Source organism: Ruegeria sp. N8 (assembly GCF_056531325.1).
The window spans coordinates 86,838-109,802 of record NZ_JBQFLQ010000009.1; the positions used below are offsets into that span (position 1 = coordinate 86,838).

At 52.0% G+C, this 22,965-nt stretch carries 18 protein-coding genes; 9 read left to right on the forward strand and 9 right to left on the reverse strand.

The window, feature by feature from the left end:
• Nucleotides 1-171: 171 nt before the first annotated feature.
• On the forward strand, nt 172-1,356 hold the full coding sequence (locus ACR0C5_RS16350) for an alpha/beta hydrolase (RefSeq protein WP_170785363.1): 1,185 nt from the start codon (nt 172-174) through the stop codon (nt 1,354-1,356).
• A gap of 131 nt (nt 1,357-1,487) precedes the next feature.
• Here ACR0C5_RS16350 and ACR0C5_RS16355 read toward each other — a convergent pair whose 3' ends face one another.
• The 3 genes from ACR0C5_RS16355 to gntH (ACR0C5_RS16365) are packed head-to-tail and all read right to left on the reverse strand — an operon-like array spanning nt 1,488 to nt 5,778.
• Entirely contained in the window at nt 1,488-2,771 is a 1,284-nt protein-coding gene (locus ACR0C5_RS16355; RefSeq protein WP_480877903.1) for a HupE/UreJ family protein, read from the reverse strand.
• Nucleotides 2,764-4,575: a hypothetical protein gene (locus tag ACR0C5_RS16360; RefSeq protein ID WP_480877905.1), complete on the reverse strand. Its 1,812-nt coding sequence runs from the start codon at nt 4,573-4,575 to the stop codon at nt 2,764-2,766. Before ACR0C5_RS16360 ends, ACR0C5_RS16355 begins: the two co-directional genes overlap by 8 nt.
• 9 nt (nt 4,576-4,584) lie before the next feature.
• Nucleotides 4,585-5,778, reverse strand: a complete 1,194-nt coding sequence (gene gntH, locus ACR0C5_RS16365; protein ID WP_480877907.1) for a guanitoxin biosynthesis MBL fold metallo-hydrolase GntH — start codon at nt 5,776-5,778, stop codon at nt 4,585-4,587.
• A gap of 125 nt (nt 5,779-5,903) precedes the next feature.
• On the opposite strand from gntH (ACR0C5_RS16365), the gene ACR0C5_RS16370 reads away from it, so the two are divergent.
• Entirely contained in the window at nt 5,904-6,473 is a 570-nt protein-coding gene (locus tag ACR0C5_RS16370; protein ID WP_480877909.1) for a TetR/AcrR family transcriptional regulator, read from the forward strand.
• A 272-nt stretch (nt 6,474-6,745) separates the two neighbouring features.
• Here the strand turns inward: ACR0C5_RS16370 and ACR0C5_RS16375 are convergent, their stop codons facing one another.
• A complete protein-coding gene (locus ACR0C5_RS16375; RefSeq protein WP_170786516.1) occupies nt 6,746-8,080 on the reverse strand; it encodes a tetratricopeptide repeat protein in 1,335 nt (444 codons plus the stop codon).
• Nucleotides 8,081-8,179: 99 nt separating this feature from the next.
• Here ACR0C5_RS16375 and ACR0C5_RS16380 point away from each other — a divergent pair, with 99 nt between their 5' ends.
• From ACR0C5_RS16380 to ACR0C5_RS16395, 4 genes are all read left to right on the forward strand, one after another.
• A complete protein-coding gene (locus ACR0C5_RS16380) occupies nt 8,180-8,413 on the forward strand; it encodes a hypothetical protein (protein ID WP_170786518.1) in 234 nt (77 codons plus the stop codon).
• Between the two features lie 10 nt (nt 8,414-8,423).
• On the forward strand, nt 8,424-9,896 hold the full coding sequence (gntH, locus tag ACR0C5_RS16385) for a guanitoxin biosynthesis MBL fold metallo-hydrolase GntH (RefSeq protein WP_170786520.1): 1,473 nt from the start codon (nt 8,424-8,426) through the stop codon (nt 9,894-9,896).
• A 4-nt stretch (nt 9,897-9,900) separates the two neighbouring features.
• Nucleotides 9,901-10,881, forward strand: a complete 981-nt coding sequence (locus ACR0C5_RS16390; RefSeq protein ID WP_480577068.1) for a CobW family GTP-binding protein — start codon at nt 9,901-9,903, stop codon at nt 10,879-10,881.
• Nucleotides 10,882-11,235: 354 nt separating this feature from the next.
• Nucleotides 11,236-11,904, forward strand: a complete 669-nt coding sequence (locus ACR0C5_RS16395) for a hypothetical protein (protein ID WP_480577071.1) — start codon at nt 11,236-11,238, stop codon at nt 11,902-11,904.
• Between the two features lie 206 nt (nt 11,905-12,110).
• On the opposite strand, the gene ACR0C5_RS16400 is transcribed toward ACR0C5_RS16395, so the two are convergent.
• Nucleotides 12,111-12,743 (reverse strand): tyrosine-type recombinase/integrase, encoded by a 633-nt coding sequence (locus ACR0C5_RS16400; RefSeq protein WP_480877912.1) that lies wholly within the window; start codon nt 12,741-12,743, stop codon nt 12,111-12,113.
• 208 nt (nt 12,744-12,951) lie between these two features.
• On the opposite strand from ACR0C5_RS16400, the gene ACR0C5_RS16405 reads away from it, so the two are divergent.
• Complete coding sequence (locus ACR0C5_RS16405; protein ID WP_480877914.1) at nt 12,952-14,832, forward strand: tetratricopeptide repeat protein; 1,881 nt, start codon at nt 12,952-12,954, stop codon at nt 14,830-14,832.
• Nucleotides 14,833-15,114: 282 nt separating this feature from the next.
• On the opposite strand, the gene ACR0C5_RS16410 is transcribed toward ACR0C5_RS16405, so the two are convergent.
• On the reverse strand, nt 15,115-16,119 hold the full coding sequence (locus ACR0C5_RS16410) for a helix-turn-helix domain-containing protein (RefSeq protein ID WP_480877916.1): 1,005 nt from the start codon (nt 16,117-16,119) through the stop codon (nt 15,115-15,117).
• A gap of 253 nt (nt 16,120-16,372) precedes the next feature.
• On the opposite strand from ACR0C5_RS16410, the gene ACR0C5_RS16415 reads away from it, so the two are divergent.
• Nucleotides 16,373-17,419, forward strand: coding sequence for an aspartate/glutamate racemase family protein (locus tag ACR0C5_RS16415; protein WP_170787364.1), 1,047 nt, complete (start codon nt 16,373-16,375; stop codon nt 17,417-17,419).
• A gap of 55 nt (nt 17,420-17,474) precedes the next feature.
• Entirely contained in the window at nt 17,475-18,758 is a 1,284-nt protein-coding gene (locus tag ACR0C5_RS16420; RefSeq protein WP_170787365.1) for a carbohydrate porin, read from the forward strand.
• Between the two features lie 199 nt (nt 18,759-18,957).
• On the opposite strand, the gene ACR0C5_RS16425 is transcribed toward ACR0C5_RS16420, so the two are convergent.
• From ACR0C5_RS16425 to ACR0C5_RS16435, 3 genes are all read right to left on the reverse strand, one after another.
• Nucleotides 18,958-19,590 (reverse strand): tyrosine-type recombinase/integrase, encoded by a 633-nt coding sequence (locus ACR0C5_RS16425; protein ID WP_170682752.1) that lies wholly within the window; start codon nt 19,588-19,590, stop codon nt 18,958-18,960.
• Between the two features lie 104 nt (nt 19,591-19,694).
• Nucleotides 19,695-20,858, reverse strand: coding sequence for a site-specific integrase (locus ACR0C5_RS16430; RefSeq protein WP_170493041.1), 1,164 nt, complete (start codon nt 20,856-20,858; stop codon nt 19,695-19,697).
• Nucleotides 20,859-21,300: 442 nt separating this feature from the next.
• Nucleotides 21,301-22,359, reverse strand: coding sequence for a hypothetical protein (locus ACR0C5_RS16435; protein ID WP_480877919.1), 1,059 nt, complete (start codon nt 22,357-22,359; stop codon nt 21,301-21,303).
• Between the last annotated feature and the right edge of the window lie 606 nt (nt 22,360-22,965).

Here is a 22,965-nt window from a genome sequence, read left to right on the forward strand (position 1 = left end):
CGATTTGGCGAAGGTCAGGCATTTGAGAACTAGGGGTTGGCATGTGTTTGTTCCTTGTGTGACGTGAACACTGTGCCTTCGCAGGCGGGCGAATACTTGAAGAGAGCATCCAGATTTTCTTGATAAAAATTAGGCCTTCTCGGATTGCCCACATTGAGTCATGCTTAGTCTATGAAGGTCACTTTCGGAGATTGCGCGGTCGATACTGATCGGCAGATGTTTTGGAAGTCAGGTAAATCCGTACGTCTTGAGCCGCAGGTTTTCGGCGTGTTGGAATACTTCTTGCGGAATCCAGAAATAGTGGTTTCGCGCGACGATCTTGTCGAAAATGTCTGGGATGGCAGGATTGTCTCAGATTCAACTATTTCAACCAGGATCAATGCGGTCAGACGGGCCATCGGCGACAACGATCGTGCGAACCGCATGCTCGAAACGCTGAGTAAGCGGGGGTATCGGTTCTCTGTTGAAGTCTCCAGCGTCGCGCGGACAAGCCCTGATACACCTAAACCACGCTCTGATCGCCAGATCAGTAAAGCTGCTCGATCCGCGGATGGCACTGTCATCGCCTACGCTACTAGCGGCGAAGGTCCACCTTTGATGAGGGCCGGGCAATTCCTGACGCATCTGAATATGGATTGGGAGAGTGAAGTCAGGCGACCGACGCTTGATCGCCTTGGCGCACATTTTTCTCTTACGCGATACGATCAGAGGGGGACCGGGCTTTCGGGAGCCTCCGCGACGGACTTCGCGCTTGAACGGCTGGTCGAAGACATGCTTGCTGTGGCCGACGACGCTGGACTCGAACGCTTTCCGATCTGGGCGACTTCACAGGGGGTGCCTGTGTCGCTGGCATTCGCGGCCGCCTATCCTGAGCGCGTAAGCCGAATGGTTTTGTACGGTGGTTTTGTTCAGGGCCGCGCCGTCCGTGAGCCCGAACCCAACTCTGTTCAGGCGGATACCTTTCTTGACCTCATATCAGAAGGTTGGGGCAAGCCAAGCGGTGCATTTGGCAAGGCTTATGCGACGTTATTTATGCCCGAAGCATCGGCGGTACAGATTGATGACATGTGCAAGATGCAGTTGGCCTCTGCATCACCGGACACAGCGATCGAACTCAGGCGTTCGATAGACACCTTCGACGTATCAAACATCCTCGACCAAGTACGGGTGCCGGTCCTCGTAGTTCACACAACTGAAGACTCCGTCAATCCAGTAAGCCAATCTAGCTTGCTGGCTTCTTTGCTGCGAGATGCACAGTTGAGAATCGTGGAAGGTAGAAATCACGTACCTCTGCCAGGAACAGACGCATGGGAAACGATTATGCATGTATCGCTCGATTTCCTAAGGTCTGCTTAGTCCCGCGCAGCAGACATTCACTGAATTCTGCCGAACGTCTGCTTTGAGCCCAATCTGTCTTATGCTGCGGAACGGCCGAATGTCCGCTTTTCTCCCAGGCGACCATCACGGCACGTGCCATCGCAATGACCTTAAGCCAGCGTGGAGTAAACCTCGGCAACTCGCTGAAAGGTCCAATAGCAGGCGATAGCCGCACATCCACCGGCTAAGCCCACTCGTAGGGACATCCACAAACTGGAGTTCACGCGCCGACACATTATCAAGGCAGGCCAGAGCGCAAGAATAATGGCGACCTGGCCAAGCTCGACGCCAAGATTGAAGGCAAGTAGGCTTTGCCAGATGTTTGGGGAGGTGACCTGCAAGATCTTGTGCAACACAAAGCTAAATCCAAGCCCGTGCAAGAGGCCAATCAGCGTTGTCAGAAGCACCATCGTGACTTCAGAGCGCGCATTGTCCCTAAAACTCATAAACGCTGCGACAGCTGCAAATATGATAGAAAGCGCGATTCCGGTTTCAACGGCAGGAACAAACCACGCGCCCGATGGTACAAACCCGAAAAACCCCAGCGACAGCGTTACGCTATGCCCAACGGTAAAACCGGTTGCACGCAGCAATAGCGCCTTGAGGGTCTGCGCTCCAATGACCAAACACACAACAAAAAGAACATGATCCAATCCTTCGAGGATATGTCGTATACCTTCCCAGACAAAACTTAGGAATCCTCCATACCCCTCTTGCTGAACCACCAATGGTTCAGTCATCAGGCCCCGAGATCGGAATATCTGCGGTGTGTCCGACGCGTAGTCGAGAATGAGGTTGGCCGTTTGATCCTGATCGGGCAAGCCGGGGTCCAGCACGTTGGTAATGCTGTAAGATTGGACCGGGCCGATAGTGTCATAATACAGGACGAGATCGACAATTGTGTCACCAACAAAAAGCGGTGGCAGGAGGGCCGTTTCGGTTTCCACGGCCTTCTGAGCTTCGGCCAAAGTTGCAAATCCGGGCTCATTTCCAACGCGATGCAAGCGAATGGTCTCAACTGTTCCTCTTAGGCGCCGATTGTCGACCAACAGATGTAATCCACCTTCTGCGAGTTGCCCTAGCCCATTGGGATCGCTCATGGCAGCCTGCAAGTCGACAAAGTGGACCAACTGACCGTAGCTCATGGCATTGGTCGTGAATGGTGCAGCATCCGGCAAGGCATCACCATTCTGATCACCGACCTTATCTGCAACCAGATAAGGCATAGGCGTGCGCATGTAGATACGTAGGCCGTCTTCGAAATGCTCGACATGCGAAATTCGAACGTTGAGGTTAAGCAAAAAATGCGCCGAGGCTGATAGCGTCAGTGACAAGAGCACTCCGACAAACAGAGCACCAAAAGCAAAAACCTGTGATCTTAAATACTTATGCATTTGGATCGCGAGCCTCGATTACAGTTAATCCATCCAGCTTCCATTGCCCGGATTCAGGTACAACCTCGGCCAGCACCCGAAACGTAACGGCGCGCATGTGGGCATGCCCCCAATGACCGCCTTGGGCTTTCACTGTCCATTTGGCCAGAGTGCTAAATCCACCCGGCTTGAGGATCGGGTCAACGCGCTCTAAACTCAGGTCTCTAATTTCGGTAACTGCAGCAAGACTGCCTCCTGGCGTTCGGATCACGAGACCACGTTCAACCTCTGTTGCGATGTCACTCAGAGACGCTTCCGTCACAATGTGTGTCAGCTCTGCCTTTCTTGCTGCCGGCGATATTTCCAGGGTCACTGTGTTCAAGTTTTCGACCATCGAGCGCAGTATATCTTCCGCAACCTGTGGCTCAGGGTGGGTAGGCTTCTTCCAAGGTAATTCTGGCAAATATCCCGAAAACGCGACGGTTGCTGAAGCCGCGACAAGCATGGTTACGCAACTGGCATGCTTTGCAACTCTGCCTCTGCACAGTAGGAAAAAACCAAGTGAGACGGCGCTGACAATCCCAGTGATCAAAGCGATTGCCGGGTACTGCTGCGTCTGCCGCTCAACTGGAACCTGAATGACAGATGCTTCTTCGTATTGGAGCAAGTGGTTCCGCCAGTGGAACTGTGGATCCGCTGGTGTCACAGCTCCAAAGAATGGCCCAGCGATATCGTTTGATATGGTCGCAACGCGGGAAATTTCCTCGTCAAACATATCCCATGTAACTGTCACATGATCGGGAAGTTCTGCCGATGAGAAAGACAGGATGGCGCCGATAAACGCATTGTTCACGGACACTTCCTTTCCAGGCTCGACAACCTGAAAACCCTGCGATGTTAGCTCGAGGAGTTTTGCGGTTGCGTTTGACGGTTGCACTGATTTGCCATCAATTGTCACCGGGTTACGTGAAGCCAGGAAGGACGCCGCCTGGTTTACGATCAAGGCGCTACGCTGTGGTGAAAGCGTTTGTCCCACTTCCATGGTTTCATCAATCCAAGGCGCCAGTTCACGCAAGCGGATCAGGGTCTCGTGCCGAACTTCTCGGGGTTCGATATAAAGAAATGTCGATGTCCCGTCCTGCGCTTTTCGATTCAGACTCGAAGCGGAAAATCGGGTTTCCCAAGGGTCCGGCCAATGAATCTTTAACTCTGCTGGCTTTGACAAGAAGCGGAAATCCGTGACCGGAACCTCTCGGTCAAAAACCTGCATCCCGATTGTTACCAGTGGTTCGCCATCCTGCGATGGAGGCATTATGGTCAGCTCGTTGGGAACTGAGTTTTGAAACGGAAAGAACACTTCGACGAACAGAACACGCGGATTTTTTGGCGGGCTGGGAACAATTTTGCCTGAGAATGGATCGCGCTGACCTGCAAGCGGCGAGGCCCGGTCGATGCGCGTTCGGTATTCTAACTTTCTGATTTCAGCGTGTAGGTGCTGTTCGTCCCTTGCAACAATAGACAGCGCCCGACTTTCGGTTTGGGCAGAGCCTTGATTGGACTCCCGTTCAGCCTCCGGCTCACCCTCAACGAAATCCGATGACCAACCGATTGGCAACATATCCGCAAACAACGGAATATCTTCGACATAGATCTCAAGGTCGATGTAAACCCCATCATCTTTGACATGAAGGACAGCAATATTGGGTGCGACTTCCGAACCGTTTGTCAAAACGACATCTGCTGAAACGGCCAGTGCACCCGAGACCATCACGCTCAGCATCAGGAATAGTCGGCACAGATACCGCCAAATTAGAATTTTGTTCACCCCTGAACGTTAATTTTCCGGCATTGGCGGTGGCGTGTAACCATCCCATTTGCCGGCTTGAACCTTTTCAGAAGGCTCTTTTTCTTTTGAACGCGGTGCATTGATGTATTCGTCGCTCACAGCTGGTGGCAGCGCATAGTCGTCAACACTCGCTTCCCGAACAACGATCTGATCCTTAGTTACGTTTATCACCTGTAGATCTCGCGCCAGCGTGAGCGGTCCATCGTATGTCGAACGGACACCTTCCAGGATTGCCTGATAGTTTTCGGGTGAAAGAACAGAGTGATACCCTAGGGCCATGCGTGGCTCGACAGCAGACATAACTTTGCCGAAAGCCGCAGGTTCCGTATGAACGCGCGTAGCTACATAAGTCGCCTGTTTCATGTCCCAGCCAAAATAAGGGGCTAGCGCATCCGGTGGTAGAAACGCCTCGTGAGATGCGAGGTCCGCCCCTTTGGCATATTCTACATACCATTTGTTCGGGTATGTATCGCCACCAAAGACGTATTTCAGCCCATTCCATTCTAGAGAGTAGCTTACCGATCCATCTAGACTGTGGATCGCAGGCCAAGAACGGATAGTTACGTCGTTCTCCTGATAAACGATCTCGTTTTCCTGCATGTAATCGAATTCAGTGACTTCGAGCTTGGCGCCATCATCCGGCAGCGCCCCCGTACGTGTGGCCAAATCCCAAGCATAGGCTTTAGACATGCCCTCAACATAGGCTTTGGTGCCCAGTTCATCTTCTGATCCGGACGGGCCGAAGATGCGGAGCGGTGTATATCTGCCCGAAAGCCAACCTCCAACGTGGAGGCCCATGAAGTCTCCAACGTGATCAACATGCAAATGGCTGAAGAAGACCTTGTCGATCTTTGCGAAGTCCGGTCGCAGCGAGAACAGGTTTCCCGTTGCGCCAGTTCCTACGTCAAACAGAAAGACGTCCCCATTCCCAAGTTCCACATAAAACGAAATCGAAACGGCTGCCTTGGTTTGGTTTGGCATCCCTGTACCCAATGCCGTGATACGCATCTCATCCTCGCCGAGGATTTCAGTGTTGGGAAAGTAAGACGCGGGATATACACCGTTTTCGATTTCAGTGGCACTCCGACCCGTCGGCAAGGCGTTTTGCGCCGTGGCTGTGCCAGCCAGCGTCATGCCTAATGCCATCAATGTGCCGGCTGCGGTTTTCATTAAGTTATTCATTGATCCCCCCTTTAAAGCGAAGCCTCGTAAGAGAACACGAAACCGTGAACCTCCTGTTCACCATAGACATCTCTACGGTAAGTCCATAGACTGCTCTATGTCAAATAAAGAATGCTATAATCTGAATGTCAGAATCTATCACTCGAAACTCACCAAAAAACGCCGCGACCAAGGAAGACTGGATATTGCTGGCCTACAAAGTCCTCAACGAGGGCGGCGTTTCCGCGATAAAAGTCGTGCCAATGGCAAAGCGACTGAACCTGACAAGCGGTAGCTTTTACTGGCATTTCAAGAACGTCCGAGAGCTTTTGGATGAGGTTCTCAGATATTGGGAGCAGGAACTGACTGACAAAGTGATCGCACAAGCAAAGACATTTGGCGGTCCCCCGGAAGACCGCATTCTTCTTCTTATGAAAAAGGTCATAGAAGAGGAAGCCGCGTTGCCAGATCATGCTGTCTCAGTGTGGGCGAATACCGATGAGAAGGTAAGAGAAGCTTATCAAAGAACCATCGGCAAACGATTCCAGTTCGCCGCCTGGATGTTTGAACAGGCCGGGTTTTCGAAAGAAGAAGCGAAAGCGCGTGGAAGGTTGATGGTTACTTCGCTAATGGGAGACTCTTCGACAGGTCTGAAAGCGCGAGGCGATTGGGAAAAGGTTATAGAGCGGGAACATGCAATTCTTGTCGGAAAGTAGAAGATAGAACAAGAAAGTTGCCCGGCATTGTAAGTTTGCTCGAAGCGGACAGCCAGTTTTTAATTGCCCTGTAGAAATAGCTCACGCAACAATGCCAGAAGCCGACGTTCAGTCTGTGACCATCAAGGTCCGCTTCGTCCGCAAAGTAGACGTTCAAGCAAGGTGCAGCGAACGACCGCATTGAGCCCACTTTAACCGATGCTGCGCGATGCCCCAATTGCAGCAATGCGCAGAAAGCAGACTTTGCATACCCAACCATGCGACGCGTTTCATCAGTATCTGATCAGAGTATCAAGTATCGCTTGCCGCGTTGCGTCATTATTGTGGAAGATCCTGCCGGCGAGAAACTCAGATGGAAACTCCGGCCACGTTTTGCGCATTTCGGTGATAAGTCGCTGAGCTTCTTCGGTATGTCCCAACTGATCCTGCGCAACGGCTTGGAACAGGAGAGAAGGAGCACTTACAGGCGCACCGGCTGCGGGCGCTCCTTTAAAAGCCTCGACAACCTTCTCGTAGTTCCCGAGCATCAGTTGCGATACACCCCAAATATTTCGTGCGCCAAAGCGGCCCGATCCTGACCTTAGTCTTTCTGGATTGCTAACCTCAGCCGCAAGATCCGGAGCGTTCGCCATGATAGCGGTGATGCCAACAAGATCCAGAATATGACCATCATTCGGCGCAAGCTCGACCGACAGTCTTGCATATTTCACAGCCTCGACCGGTTTGTTTTGGGTGGCCAGTACCCAACCATTTGCACCGTTTGCCCACGCATCGGTGGGAGATAGATCAAGCGCTCTTTCCGACATCTCGGAAGCTTGGCTAAAAAGGTCATCTCTTTGCGCCTTGTCAGGGGACAGCATGGCCAAAGTCGCAAGGACCTGTGCCGATCCGGCATAACCGTCGGAGAGTGCGGGGTCGAGCTCTGCGGTATGCTGAAACATTCCCAGTGCTATTTGCTGGCGCTTGATATCAAAAACAGGAAAAAACATCCCTCGGGCTTGATCCGCAAGATTAGCCGCCTGAAGCCTTGTCAAAGATTGCTCACCAAGAGCAGTTCGCTCAGCCTGTTCGATAGATTGAGCTGTGGGCAAAACCACCTTGTTATCCCGAGTGAACCAAAAGCCAGCCACCGCAATCAACACTAGGCAACCCAGCCCAATTGGCAGCAGTTGCCGTAGACGTCGATGCCCGCCAAGCAGATCGCTGTCCTGAACCCTTGAGTTGTCGCCTCTTGTCGTCCTTGCTTGCGAAAACCGTGGCTTGTATCCGCCGGAATCAACAAAAATTCGAACTCCCTCACCATCCCATTGATCTTCGTAAAACTCATGTAGCAGTCGACGCAGCCGTCTGGCTTCGACGCGGACAAGATTCCGACCACCGGTGCCATCAATGCTCCGGCCGTAGACTTCGACCGCGATTGCTTTGCCGCGAATCTGGGCGCCACGACCCGCGAGAGTCTCTTCGACCACGTAAGTAAGAAATTGCTGGAGTCGAGGCGAAGCCCGGAACACGACGCTGGAAACAACGCTCTGAAGTGCCTGTCGGACAAGCTCCGGCGATGGCGGTGCAACATCTTGATCTATCGGCAATTCATTAGCTTGGTTCAAAGCAAACTCACCCCCAACTCACGGTGACTCACTTGGCGTATATCGTCAACCGCACTCATCTTGATGTGAGAATAGATAGTGGGAACCGGGGATTATCCAGTGACTTGGGAACTGAGTGACGAGCTTCCAGATCTTTCCGATGCGCTTTCAGGGCGTACCGAAACGGATGCGTTGCTCAGCGAGGCAATCGAGGACCTAAGGAAAGTTACTGCGCTGTTGGATGACACATCGATCACAGCCACAGAACGCGCGGAATGGGCCCACATCAGATCCGAACTCGTGAACGAGCTTCGCCGGATGGTGAAGCGCAACCTTCGTAGCATTTCCAACTAAGGGCACAGCCATGACAAAAGAAGACAACGGCAAAGAACTTAAGAACGAAAAAACCCAGAAATCTGACGACATCGAAAACCCTTCCCGGCGACACGTTATGCAGGGACTGGCAGCAGGTGCAGTCGCAACCGGCGCAGTTAGCTACGGTTCAGGAGCTGCACAGGCACACCCCAGCGATGGACCACTAGGCGAAAGCCTAAAAAACCCGTACGGCGGCCGGCCTGCCGGGGGTATCACTTTGCCCGAGTACTTCCGTCCCACGAAATACATGACAGGCTCGAACGCGAATTATTTCCCGCTATCCGAGGACCTCGGGCCCGACGAAATGCGGATATCGTTCTGTGGTTCCACCCCATTTCCGCCCCGCGAAGATCAGGCTGGCACCTGTATCATGGTCGAACTGGGTAACGGAAAGCGTTTCTTCTTCGACTTCGGCTCGGGCTGCGTCCGCAACATTATCGGGATGCAGGTTCCGGGTCAGTTGATCAACGACATCTTCATTACGCACCTGCATGTCGATCACTATGCCGACATTCCTTACATCTACCCGTTTCGGGCTTGGTCCGGCGGGTACACACCGCTGCGCATTCACGGTCCATCTGGTCGGACACCCGAGCTTGGTACAGCCGGAATGGTGAAAGGTATGCAGCAGATGCTCAAATGGCATCTCGAAGCTTTCGATGTTTTCCCAATCGGCGATGGCTACGAGATCGAAGTCAATGAATTCGATTTCCGCCAAGAAGGTGGCATCGTCTATGATGAAGATGGCGTGACTATACGTTCCTGGCCGCGCAGCCATGCCAAGGACGGCGCTGTCGGATATCGGTTGGATTGGAACGGGCTTAGCTTTGTTTGGACCGGCGATGGACGTCCCGATGAACTGAGCCTTGAATACGGAAAAGGCGTCGATGTGTTTGTGACCGAAATGTCGGGACAGGACATCGGGCAATTGATGACCTACAAATACGGTCTGCCTCAAGAGCTGTTTAACTACACAATCGATACGCACCATACTTCTCACTACGCTGTTGGTAAGATGATGGCTGAGGCGCGCCCACGGCTTGCAATGGTGACCCACTATACGCAAGACGAGGATATCGATGCCGAAATGCTCGCGGGAATCCGAGCCCATTATGATGGGTTGTTCGCCTGGGGGTTGGATGTCGCCGTCGTCAACGTAACCAAGGATGCAATCTGGTATCGGAAGGCGACGCTTCCCGGAAAATCTGGCTCGGTCGCGCCATTCCGCGAATTGGGCAAGATGGAAGCAGAAGGCAAGATCACGTTGCCGGATGAAATCAAACCGCCAGCACCGCGATCATCACGTGCCGAACAGCAGGACCAGAAATACCGCGATATGGAGATTGATCCCAAGGAATACTATCCAGCTGACGTATTCCGAGCCCCCGATCCAGAGTGGCCCAGTGATTTCGTAATCAAGGTCGATGACGTCATCCCAAACCGCAAGAAGAAGGCGGAGTAACGACATGATCGAGTTTGGGTCGTCATCTGCAATCCCCGTAACGATTCTTACCGGCTTTCTCGGAGCCGGTAAGACAACACTTTTGAACCGCATCCTGACAGGCAATCACGGGTTGCGGGTTGCGGTTCTGGTGAATGACTTTGGATCAATAAATGTTGACGCCGACTTGGTGGTCGGTCTCGAGGATGATGTGATGAGTTTGGCAAATGGCTGCGTTTGCTGCTCGATCCGAGATGACCTGATCGAAACGGTAGAAGCCGTTCTCGCCCGGCCCGAGAAACCGGAATACATCGTCCTTGAAGCAAGCGGAGTGTCGGACCCGTCATCAATTGCAATGACATTCACCGATCAGAAGTTTCGGGACATGATCCGCTTGGACAGCCTTATGTGCCTGGTCGATGCTGAACAGCTCTTTTCTGCGCCGGAACAAATGGAACTGAAGCTCCGTCAAATCGCGTTCTCGGACATGGTTATTTTGAACAAGGTCGACCTCGTCGACAGGGCGGCTGTTCAAAGGGTGCACGATTGGCTCGGGTCTCGCTTCCGTCGGTATCGTCTTGTCGAAGCTGTCAATGCGGATGTCCCACTGGATATTCTTCTTTCTGTTGGCCGCTTTGCCGCCGAACAGCTCGAAACAGAAATACCCGATCATCACGAGCATGGACCGGATTGTGGTTGCCACCATTCTGATCACTCGGAAAGCTTCTCAACAACTATGATGAAAGCTGAAAGCCCGATAAGCTTGTCTTCTCTTCGGAGTGCAATTCGAAAGCTTCCTGGCGACGTTTATCGCCTCAAGGGCTTTGTTTTTAGCGAGGAGGATCCAGATCATCGCATTCTTGTACAGGTCGTCGGAAAACGCATGGACATCGCAAGGGATGGCGCATGGGGCCACCGAAAACCCGAAACAAGGCTTGTTGCAATAGGTGCACCAGGGGCCCTTTCGGAATACGAGCTTTCCGATGCGTTGTTGGCGACCGCATAGCAGCAAGTTAGACCAAACTTGTTTGCGTGTGTTTGTAAAACTCCAACACGTAACAGCTCGAAAGCCCGCAGCACCGCGGACCAAAAATGGAGAAAAACCTAATTGCTGAAGCAGTTTAGGAAATGGAGTCAAGCGATCAGATTGCTTGCACTTGCCACTGCGTTTGTCTTGTCGGGAGCGGCTGCGCGCGCGCAAGACGTTTCAAGTCGAGAACTTGAAGATACAACCCCAAACCTCGGATTGCCGAATTCAGCAGGAGGACAAGATGCCGAGTTGCTTTCCGCGTTCCACGGGCTCGAGGCGTTGCCTCGTGTAGCAAATCTCATTTGCAGAGGTTCTAGGAGCAAAGACGGGATGCCTGTCATCTTTACAACCGAGGTAGATTTGGAAACGTTGCAGGCTGGCGACTTCAGAGTCGTAACAAAGTCAGGCCAGATCGGAACAATGCATTGCGCGTCAGCGTTGCCTGCTACCGATCCCGGTGAATTGCGCACGGTGCTTCTCATCGGGGATTTTGGGAACGTTTCCGAGGATCCACCGGTTGCAGTCGAAGTTATTGGACACCTTCATTCCATCGTTGGAACACTTGATTTTCGCGGTGCCACTGTCGCCGTGACTCCGCTGGAAGACGGGCCGTCAATGATCCTTGCCGAGGTTGTCGAGGATTGGACTTTGGTCGGAAACTTGGGGCCACGCCGAACTAGAGGAAGCCTTTGTCCAAGTGAAAACATCGTACAGGCCATTCGGGTAACTTGGGCGGGTGGCGTTACGCTGGCGAACGGCAAGGAACCTGGCGATGTGGAACGTGATCTGTACAGTATCATCGTAGAGGCCGAAGAAGGATCTCAACGCACAGTTACGCCCGCCGCGCTTGCCGATCTGGGTGACGGGGACAATAACCACATGCTCTGCCTTGATACAAAGGATCGACCTATCTCGGTGTCTTTCCCGGCTGGTATTCTGACAGACCCGAATGATGATCTGAACCCTGAAACCAGCGTATTTGTCTCAAAACCCAATTAACAAACTGCTTTAAGGTTTGTTCGAATGGACTTTTAGCCGAAAATGCCCGGCCGGGCCGGTTGCGGGTATTGCAGCGGTAAATGCGAATGAACGGACTTGTTCGCCTCTCGGACATTGCAAACTCGGTTTTGAAGGTCCGCTTTGGGCTGATAGTTCTACTCTCGGGGTTCGCGCAAAAAAGGGCCGCTCGAAAGCGGCCTGATGGATCACACCTCGGTGGCTTCCGCGATGGCGAGTGCGTCTTCGATGTCTACACCCAGGTAACGCACTGTACTGTCCATCTTGGTGTGACCAAGCAATAGCTGCACTGCTCGCAAGTTACCTGTTCTACGATAAATCTGCGCCACTTTTGTGCGTCGCATTGAATGGGTCCCATATTGGCTGGGATCAAGCCCAATCGAAGCGACCCATGACTGAACCAACCTCGCGTACTGACGAGTAGAAATATGCAGCCGATGCTGAAAACGCCCTGGCCACAAGTACTCGGATCTTTTCATCGCAGGTTGTTTCAGCCAATTCAAAAGCGAGTTTCGCGTACCACTACTAATTTCAAAACGAACGGGTATCTTTGTCTTGCTTTGGTCGACAGACGCGCGTTCCTTTACTTGTCCAGCGGCAAATACGTCTGCAACTTTAAGGCGAACAAGATCGCAACCACGGAGCTTACTATCTATTGCTAAATTGAAGAGTGCTAAGTTCCTATGATCTTCTGAAATTTCTAAGCGAACGCGTATTGCCCAGACATGCCTTGGCAAAAGCGGGCGCTTCTGGCCAATAACCCGACCTTTGTTCCACGCAGATCGGCCAACTCGAATGACGGGTAGATTTAAAGCTTGCATGACGAATACTCCACACCGCCACGCACCACCTCATCGCCCACACAGTGTCAGCGTCTATTGGTTACCATGCTTGGTCTCCGTCATGAAAAATCTGACTTTGTCGAAGCCTGACCGGCGCCTCAAATATGCGATTTGGTATAGGGCGAATAGCAGAACTATGGATTCAATAGATCAGGATGGATAATCTTGGGTCTAGGGGAGAACGGGAGTGGAACGCCGCCTTACCACTATCTTGAGTATTGACGTCGTGGGCTACTCGCGACTGATGGAACGCGATGAGGCAGCGACGCTGGCAGCACTAAAGTCGCATCGGTCTGAACTCATTGACCCCTTTGCGGCGAGTTATGGTGGCAAGACGATCAAATTGATAGGTGATGGTGCTCTACTGGAGTTCGAAAGCACCGTACAGGCAATGAAATTTGCCGTTTCTGTTCAAAACGAAATGCTCTCTCGAAATTCGGACGTTCCAGAAAGCGAACGAATTGTGTTTCGGATCGGCATCAATATCGGAGATGTGATTGCCGAGGATGGAGACATTTATGGTGATGGCGTCAATGTCGCCGCTCGACTTGAAGGCTTGGCTGAGCCTGGAGGTATTTGCATTCACCGCAGCGTAAGGGACCAGGTACAGGACAAGCTGGATCTGAATTTCGAGGATCTGGGTGAGACCGAAGTCAAAAACATAGGGAGACCAGTCCGAGCCTTCGAAATCGTTCTGGATGACAAGGCCAAGGCTTTGGCTTTATCAAAACCAATTGCGCATACGAAACCAACGATATCCAAGTGGGTGCCAACTCTAATCGGTGCAGCATGCATCTGTTTGGTGCTGGTTTCGGTCGTATGGTGGCGATCCAGAGATGCGGCACCCCTGACCGAACAAGAGGAGTTTGCGCTTGCCATCCCAGACGAACCGTCCATCGTCGTTTTGCCCTTTGAGAACCGCTCAAAAATTGAAGAGGTCGGCTATCTGGCAGAAGGTTTTGGAGCAGCAATCACGACGCAGCTTTCGAAGTTTCCACAGCTATTTGTGATTGCTGGTTCTACTTCGATTACCTTTGCGGACAGCTTGGCCAAACCGCGAGAAATAGGTCGAGAGCTCGGTGTGCGATATGTTCTGTCAGGTAGCGTTCAGAGCGTTGGCGAGAATATTTCGATTAACTCAACACTGATAGAGACAGAGTCGGGGCACGCTCTATGGTCGGAACAATATGACGTTGGCGTCGAAGAATTGTTTTCCGCTCAGGCCGACCTTATTCGGGAAATCGCATCCACCCTAAAAATTGTAGTTGAGGAAGAAGAAATCGCTTCGCTTAGGAAACGGCCAACCGATGATCTAGAAGCGTATGAACTTTTTCTGAGGGCTGTCGCCAAAAGCAAGCTGCTGAATACTGCGAGTCGGCAAGAGGCAATTGAACTACTGGAACGAGCCATAGTGCTCGATCCAGACTACCTTTCTGCACATATTGAATTGAGCGGTCGCTACCTTAGTCTTTGGCGCTTTGGTGGGTCGGACGATCCAGAAACCGCGCTGAACAAAGCCCGCAGGCACGCACAGCGTGCGTTGGAACTGGATCAATCGGACTATCGCGTTCAACACCGCTTGGGCCAGCTACATTTGTTTGCTGACCACGATCATCAACTCGCATACCAGGCATTTCAGCGGGCAATACGGGAGAACCCCAATGATCCTGAGGTTCTATATGGTATGGGCTTTCTACGGTCGCTTATGGGTGAGCCAGCCGAAGCGATTGAGTGGAACAACAAGGCAAAAAAGGTCAACCCGCGTTATCCCGGCTGGTACAATTTTAACGCGGCCCTTTCTCATTTCTTAATCAGAGATTACAAACAGGCAATTCTGCTGGCAAAAACCGGTATCTCAACTTATCCAAAGTCGCTTCCTCCGCGCCGTATCTTGGTCGCAACTCTTGCTGAAATGGGACGTCTGGAAGATGCACAGGTTGAAGCAAAGAAATTACTCGAAATCCGGCCGGACTTCCGTGTTTCTACACACAGAAACACACCCTTTATGCATACTGAGGACCAGGACCGGTATTTTGGTGCGATGATTGCTGGTGGATTGCCCGAATAGAAAGGTTTTCATATCCCGGATACTGGCTGTATGCGCGGTTTCCACTTTTGGTAGCATCGTTGCATGAACGGACCAATCCGCTCCTCGGGATCAACAAACATCGCTGTTGAATGTCTGGTTTGGGCTGATTGTGGTCCTTTAGAGCAAGAATGCGGATGGCTGCAGAGTCCGCATATCGGTCATTTGGGGAAAATCGCTCAAAGTCTGCTTTGCGGACAAAGCGTAATTTAGCCGCGTTCGGCGGCAACGCCCGCTATCAAACTTCTTCCGCTCTTGTCCGCTTCAGCGAGAAAGCCGAGTATTAGCCTGCCGTCTGAACTCACTCGGGGTTTGCCCGACCCATTCCTTGAAAGAGCGCGTAAAACTGGTTGGGGCCGAATATCCAAGGGCGTCGGCAATATCTCCAATAGGTCGGTCGGTTTGCTTCAACATTTCGACCGCGTAATTTGTCTTTAGGTGGACGAGGATTTCACCAAGGCTGGTGTTTTCCTTTTCAAGCAACCTTGAAATGCTGCGTTCTGATTTTCCGCAGAGTTTGGAGGCTGACTGCGATGTCAAAGCTACTTCACCAACAAATGGTCGAAGAGCTTGTTCGATTGCGGCTGCGGCCTTGCGCGCAGGAAACCCACTGGTCGCGTCCATAGTAGAGCGTTGTTCAAATTCGGATCGGTGGAACGGAGTTGTCAGCCAACTTGATGGAAACCCAAGTCGGTATCCGTGCCGATCTCCCCTTATCGCCTTGATGCCCAAAAACAGTGGCGGTAGGGCACTCGGGTCGCTTACTGTCACAACGATATTATGTGCATTCCAATCGTCACCCATTGCTCGACGAATGACCGACACCATCATTGCTGCAAAAAATCCATCGATTTGCGCGGGAACAAATGACGGCTCAAAAGCCCGGCGCCCGTAAAATACTGCCCGATCCCCATGAATTTCCAGGGATTGCGTTTGAGCGCTGGAGTGTTCCGTTGCTTCAATAGCAAAACGCGTGAGCAATTGGCCCAAGTCTGAGGCTTCGGCGCTGGCGGTAACCATGGGCGGCCATGTCGCGGTGTTCACAGCCTCTCCGAGGTGGGCGAGGAATGCCGGATCTCCGGCGGCAGCGGCCGCATCTTCACAAAACTGGTAAATTACCAGCGCTGGGACAAAAGTTTCAGCATTTTCGAATGCGGATCGCTTTAGGCCGACACCATCCAATATGGCATCTGTGGGTAAATGCATCTTGTCCAGCGCGGCGACCAATACCGCAGCCGAATTTAGCCGGATCAGGGGGAGTTCACTCATATCCGGCCGTCGACTACTGACAGGGGAATTAGTCTGGTGGCGCATTCTTCCATAACAACACCAATTATGAACACTGCGGAATGGAATCTGACCGTACCACTCAATCTCGGTCAGTTAAATGGCGGCGTCGTCCGAGAAAGAAAGGACGCCAAAGCGCAGATGGGCTTTTCTGAACTCACATAGAGCGGATTCTGCGGGTCCTGTCTGCCAGGGCCGTGGAACTTGGCCAGAGTGGCTGCGAGGAGGAATTCACATGACCGATCATGTCGACAACAATCAATCTTACAGCGAAAAGATTTCGAGACTGAAGGGGAATGGCGATACCCCGGCAGATATCGCTGAGGGCGCCCCGCAATCGCCTGAACGCCGCGAACTGCTGGTGGCTGGTGGCGCCATCGGTGCGACGATGATGGTTGGCGGCCGTGCCGATGCCCAGGCGGTCTACAGCAATAGCCCACCGTCGGATGTTCCCGCTGAATACACAGCTCCATCTGAGACGCTGAAGCCAGGCGAGCCAACCAGTGATTACTACGTGCCGTCCACGGAAAGGGACGCCAACGTGAACTGGTGGATGGGACGCAATGTCGGTGGCGTTACGATTGGCTTAATACAACTCCGAGCGCACCTACCGATGGCACCGGGTAATATGGGCAATGCAACGACATTCGATTTCCCGCTGCTCTACCGCGAGATGCTGCCGGAAAACCCGTATGACATAATGGCGCTCGAACCTCCCGAAGCCTTCACGGACGAAATCGTCAAGGCGGCGCGCTGGCTGGAGCTTCAAGGGGTGCGCGCCATCATGGGGAATTGCGGTTTCTTTGGAACTTATCAGAAAGCTGTCGCCGAACAGATTGACACACCTTTCTATTCTTCCAGCCTCATTCAGCTTCCAACAATTCTGCAAAGCTTGCCGAGGAAGAAAAAGGTTGGTGTCATTACTGCGAGCGGCGAAGTTCTTGCGGCGGGGCCTGCGATTGAGAATTGCGGTGTCTCTCCAGAAGACAAGGCGAACAGGATTGTCATTGGAGGACTGGAGAATGGTCCGGAAATGAAGAAAGTCCTGAACTTGGTCGGGAGTTATAACATGTTGTTGCTGGAGCAGGAGATCGTTGCGATGGCGCGGTCGCTCGTAGAGAAAGATCCGGCAATCGGCTCAATCTTGCTGGAATGCACAGAACTGCCACCCGCCGCACATGCGGTACAGAATGCGGTCAGATTACCTGTGTGGGATTACACCACGCTTACCAAGTGGATCCACGACGGCTGTCTCAGACGACCATTCTACGGGGTTATCTAAAACCATTGATGTCAGATCCGACTCAGTCAATCGTTTCAAAACACAGGCAAAATGAATGATAGGCCAAAAACAATCCAACCAGTCGATGGCATCGATACTGCTGGCCGTGGCCTTAGGCATTGCCGCTCCCGGTGTCGCCATTTCAGAGGAGCTCTCGGCACCAACTGTGTCCGAAGGTCAAGCCAGAACGATCCCTCGCGGCCCCAACGAAGTTTCGGCGCGAATAGAAGCGGATAACGAGCCTAAAGAGACTACCTTTGATTTTCCAGGTATCGACCGGGCGCTTGAACCTTGGAACGATTGGAAATCGCGGATTGCCGAAGACAAGGGTGTCAGGCTGGGTTTCGACTATAACTTCGCAACGCAGGGAGCGAATAACGAAGCCGGAGAGGACAGTGCCACCGGTGGAATTTTCCGGGCCTATATCAGTTGGGATCTATGGGAGCGTACCGATAAATCCCGAACAGGGACTTTGGACATACGGGTCGAAAACAGACATCGCGTCGGTACGGCTCTGGCTCCCGAAGCTCTGGCTCCGAATTTTGGATGGGCAGGAACGACCGCACCGGACTGGAGCAATCAAGGCTGGGGGCTTCCTGTTTTCATGTTGCGGCAAAGATTAGATGTTGGCGACGCACCCATCGAATTACGGGTCGGCAGAATGAGCGCCTTTTCCCAATTCGACATTACACCATACTCGGACAACCTGACGACGTTCCAAAACAACAGCATCATTCTCAGCCCGACCATTGGTTACCCTTCAGCGGGATCGTTTGGCGTAGGGGGGTATGTCGGTATTCCCCGTAGCAAACTCTATGTCTTGGGCATGATCATGGATGCCAATGGGCGCTATGATGATTTGTCGCTGGAAACACTTGGTGACGGAGAATATTTCAAAGCGTTGGAATTCGGCTGGACCGATCAGGACTTGTCTGGCCTGTCTTACCTTTTCAACAACCTACACATAGCCCTTTGGCATACAGATGACGCCAATTACGGAGCAGGGTTGACTGGCTCTTACACATTTACAGAACAGCGTCTTGGAACGTTCGGCCGCATTGCCTGGGCCAAGGACGGGGCTGGCACACTTTACCAAAAACTCGTTTCTGCTGGTTTCACTAAAGGAGTATTCCGTGACAGTATGATCGGCATGGGTGCCAGCTGGGGAGAAGTTCAAAACACCGATGAAAGCCAGATCGCAGCAGAGTTATTTTACAGATGGCAAGTTGCTCAAAATCTGGCGATTACCCCCAGCATTCAATTTCTTTCCAATCCGGTATTCAATCCAGCCGAAAAATCGGTCACCGTATTCGGGGTCCGGGCGAGAGTTACATTTTAGCCAGTGGTTAATCGAATTATTTTCGGCTACCGCAACAATCAGTGCCTTTAATGCAGCTCCAATGACAGGTTTATTACGTGTTGCAGTCTTTCGAATGAACAGCGGCATTCGTCAAGATGGGCTCGAAGCGGAAGATTAACGGGAGATTCCGAAAGTCTGCTTGGGAGCGGCGAGCGGACGATCCCGCCCGCCTAAAAGGTTAAAGATCGATGCGTTCGGCAATACTAAGCGCGTCTTCAAGCTCGACGCCAAGGTAACGCACCGTACTGTCCACTTTGCTGTGACCGAGCAGAAGTTGAACGGCACGTAGGTTTCCGGTCTTTCTGTATATCAATGCCGCTTTGGTGCGCCTAAGCGAATGCGTGCCGTAGCTGGTCGGATCGAGACCAATCGCTGACACCCATTCCCGGACAAGCCTAGCGTATTGCCGGGTCGAAAGATGCGGCAAAGCATGCATACGACTTGGAAACAGATACCGTTGTCCATGCATATATTGAGAAGAGACCCATTGCGACACGACTTCACGTGTATTCTCCGTCACTTCAAATTGCACTGGCTTCGCAGTTTTACGTTGAACAACGGATACCCGATCGCGAACAGAATTGCCGACGGCGAGATCGTTAACCCTCAGGCGGACGAGATCGCACCCGCGCAACTTGCTATCGATGGCAAGATTGAACAATGCCAGGTCTCTCAGCTTGTTTGCAAGTTCGAGCCGAGCGCGAATGGCCCAGACTTGCTTTGACTGCAATGGCCGCTTCTGTCCGACTAGTCTGCCTTTGTTCCAAGGCGGACGACGCGTTGTGACAACGGGAAGTAGAGATTTGGACATCTTAGATCTCCGTCCATTCCCTTCCGTCCCAAACATCGACACTGTGCCGACAGCTGCAGTCTAATTGCCGCTCGCGTGTCTTCAGCACAGGAAATTCTCAGGTTTCAGGAACTGCCACCGCTGATCTTCTTACCCATCACATCCGCTGCCTGCCGCAACGGGTCATCTGCGAGATGCGCGTAGCGTTGCGTGGTAGACGGGTTCGTGTGTCCAAGCAATCGACCAACTATAGGCAGACTCAGACCGCTGGAAACGAGATGCGACGCATGCGTATGCCGATTGTCGTGGATACGGTAGTCTTGAAGGCCTGCTGATGTAGTGACCGAGCTCCAAAATTTCTTCAGATCTTTGTACGGTTGGTCCGGAGAGCGTCCCGGAAACAACCAACGACTTTCAGGAGATGCCCCTGCTTTCATTGCCGCAAGCAAATCACAGGTTGCTGACGAAATCGGCAGGTGCTCTCGTCGCTTTTGCTTTGTGTGGTGCGACGGCTTTGTCCAGACCGCGCGGTCCAAATCGAAGTCTTCCCATTTTGCCTTCAGCACTTCGCCGATCCGTGCGCCTGTCAGGAGCTGCAGGCGAATAGCGTTCGCTGCAACCTGATTTGGATGCTCTGACAGAGCCACCAAAAGTCTTTGCAGCTCACCGTCTGACAACCAGCGGTCCCGCTTTTCCTCGGGGAACTTTTCTATGCCGCGCGCCGGATTGTCAGAACGCTGACCCCAGCGCACAGACAGTTCAAACATTTTCGACATAAGCGCCAGAGTGCGATTGGCTTGATAGGGCGTATCACGCATTTGATTGTGAAGCTTCTGAACATGCTGATGCGTCACTTCAATGACTTTAAGATCCCCAAGCTTGGGGAGAATGTATCTGTCCAGCATTGACCGATCATTCCGAACGCTACCGGGACGTTTCTTCGGTTCCGCATGTTCGGTCATGTATTGCGTGGCAAGTGAGTTCACCGTTGGTGAATGCCTTAGGCTTTGAGCATCGGCGACAGGATCTGCGCCACGTACCACGTCAGCAAGAAGCGCGCGTGCTATTTCGCGGGCGGTGCCCAAAGACAAGGTCGGCCCATATCGCCCAAGTGTCTTGCGTTTCGACCGACCGGTTTGTTTGTTGCGATATTGAACTAAGAAGCTTTTGACGCCGGTCGTTTTCACGCGAAGTCCAAAACCCGGCAGACCGTCGTCCCAATATATCGTGTCCCGGTTTGTAGCTGAAAGGCGATCGACACTTGATTTTGTTAATCTGACGTTGGGCATATTGGTCTCGGACGGCTTGGGTAAGCACAAGGTAAGCAAAGTGCGGAGAATTGGGAAGGGTCCTATAGAAACCTATGCACGTTAAAACTTTTGTTATTTAAGAGAATATACTGTTCAATCGAATTGGCTATAATGCTATCGAAAATGGGATAATAAGACTTTTAATCAGTGGGTCGCAGGTTCGAATCCTGCACGGCTCACCACTTTTTTCCTTTCTACAATGTTGTGTGTGAGTGATCTCTGGTCTTCTGCCATCGGGGTTTGTCTAACAGAAGCAATGTAACACGGTTTCTGGTGTTGTTGTTCTACGACCGCATGGCAATGCGCCATGGTTTGGATCGTTTTGTCATCCAGTTTGTAAGGTTTTCAATGGTCCGGAAAGAGGCGAGGCCCATATCCGCATAGCGAACAGCTTTAAGATTCTGAAAAACATCAAGTTAGGTTACTCAACCGCCACTTCCTGATCCAGAACCATATTTAGAACAAACTCTGTTGCCGGGTCTGTTAGTTCGTGATCGGCAATGGCCTTGAACTGTTGGTGCAGTGGGGTCTGTCCCCAATTTCGCGTAGCGAAAGCAATCCGAGCCGCGAGGGTACGATCTCTTTCCAGAACCGTTAATAGGATTGCGATAATCTCACCTCTGAACCTCGGCTGAGACGATCCAGCCTCTGTTAAAGCCTGGACGAACGCCCATTTGTCGTCATCCGTCATTTGATTACCTTGAAGTACCAGATCAATCGATTTGATTGCCAATGCTCCATCTGCCTCTATGCCAGCAAGCGCCCATTCAAATGCGTTTAGGCCCCCGTTATTTAGTGCTTTGATGTATCGCTGACGTACGATTGAGCGGGCATGCGTGTCGCTTTGCAGGCCAAGCAGGCGTATGACGGTGGGCCTGTAGACAAAGCGATCCAGTCTATTGAGCTCTTCCAAGATCTGGTTCGTTGAAACCCTGTCTCCTATCGGGCGCACCAAGTCGTAGGGTGCTCGACCAATTTCAATCAAGGCAGTGCTGTGTAATACGTGATCAGAGTGCCACAGATAGTCAGAGAAGAACGAAATTCGGTCAGAGCTATCCGTTTCTCCATAAGTCCAAAGCTGACCGACGGAGCGAAGTTTCCCGATAAACTCTTTTCGCTCTGGGGTCATCGTGAATATGCGTTTCCATCCCCTCGAAAAACTGCGCCCGGCTCTGTCTGTGCGCGTTGCTCCATATGTGAAAAGAACTGTATTCGTTGGATCAGAGCGGAATGCGCGCCTCGTTACGCTATCAACCAGAAATGGAATTTCGGGAATTTCTTTTAACCTGTCGTCCGAGCCCTTTAAGACTCGTCTAATTGAGAACTTGAATGGGTTCCCTGACGTGGGGCCAGCCAATACGATGACCTCGGCGGCAAGGACGTGATCAGCAATAGAGGCTTTTGGAAGCTCTACACACACCGTACAAGCATGCAAAACGCGGGGAGCTGTTAGCCCAACAAAGCAGGTCAGAACGATCAAAAAACTTCGTATACTTGAACGCATCGTGTTTTCATCTTTTTCAAAACGACAAACAACAACATCGTTTTATAGAGATTTTTGTGTCCACAGGATAGTCAATTCCGGGAATAGTCTCCTCGCCAATCAACGAGAGCTAAGAAAAGGTTTGATTTCCGCACACTCCAGACTTTGTGTAACCAGTCCCGAACGTCAAAATGTGCAGACGGGTCGGAATGGGCTTCAATGCTGTTCGAATGGTCACGGTACAAAAGAACTAAGATACGCTTCTACAACGCCTCGGTAGCGGATCTCAGGTCCAAATCCTCCACGGCTCACCACTTTTTCAGAACAAATTACGCAAATGATTTAAGTCAGGTAACTTTCATCCATTGCTTTAAACAACCGGTGGGCTTTCCTCGAAACTGAACCTGTCGCGGTGACCAACTAAATGGGTTGAATATCCGGACACTGACAAGGCACGGAAATAGCGCCTCGCCCATCTTTTCCAAACCGAATGTCATTTTTCAAAACGACACTAGGGTCAGGACTCGTTCTTGTTTCATAGCCAGAAGATGACCGTGGCGGCGAGAGCGATGGCGGAGAGGAATACCTTTGGGCACCTGTCAT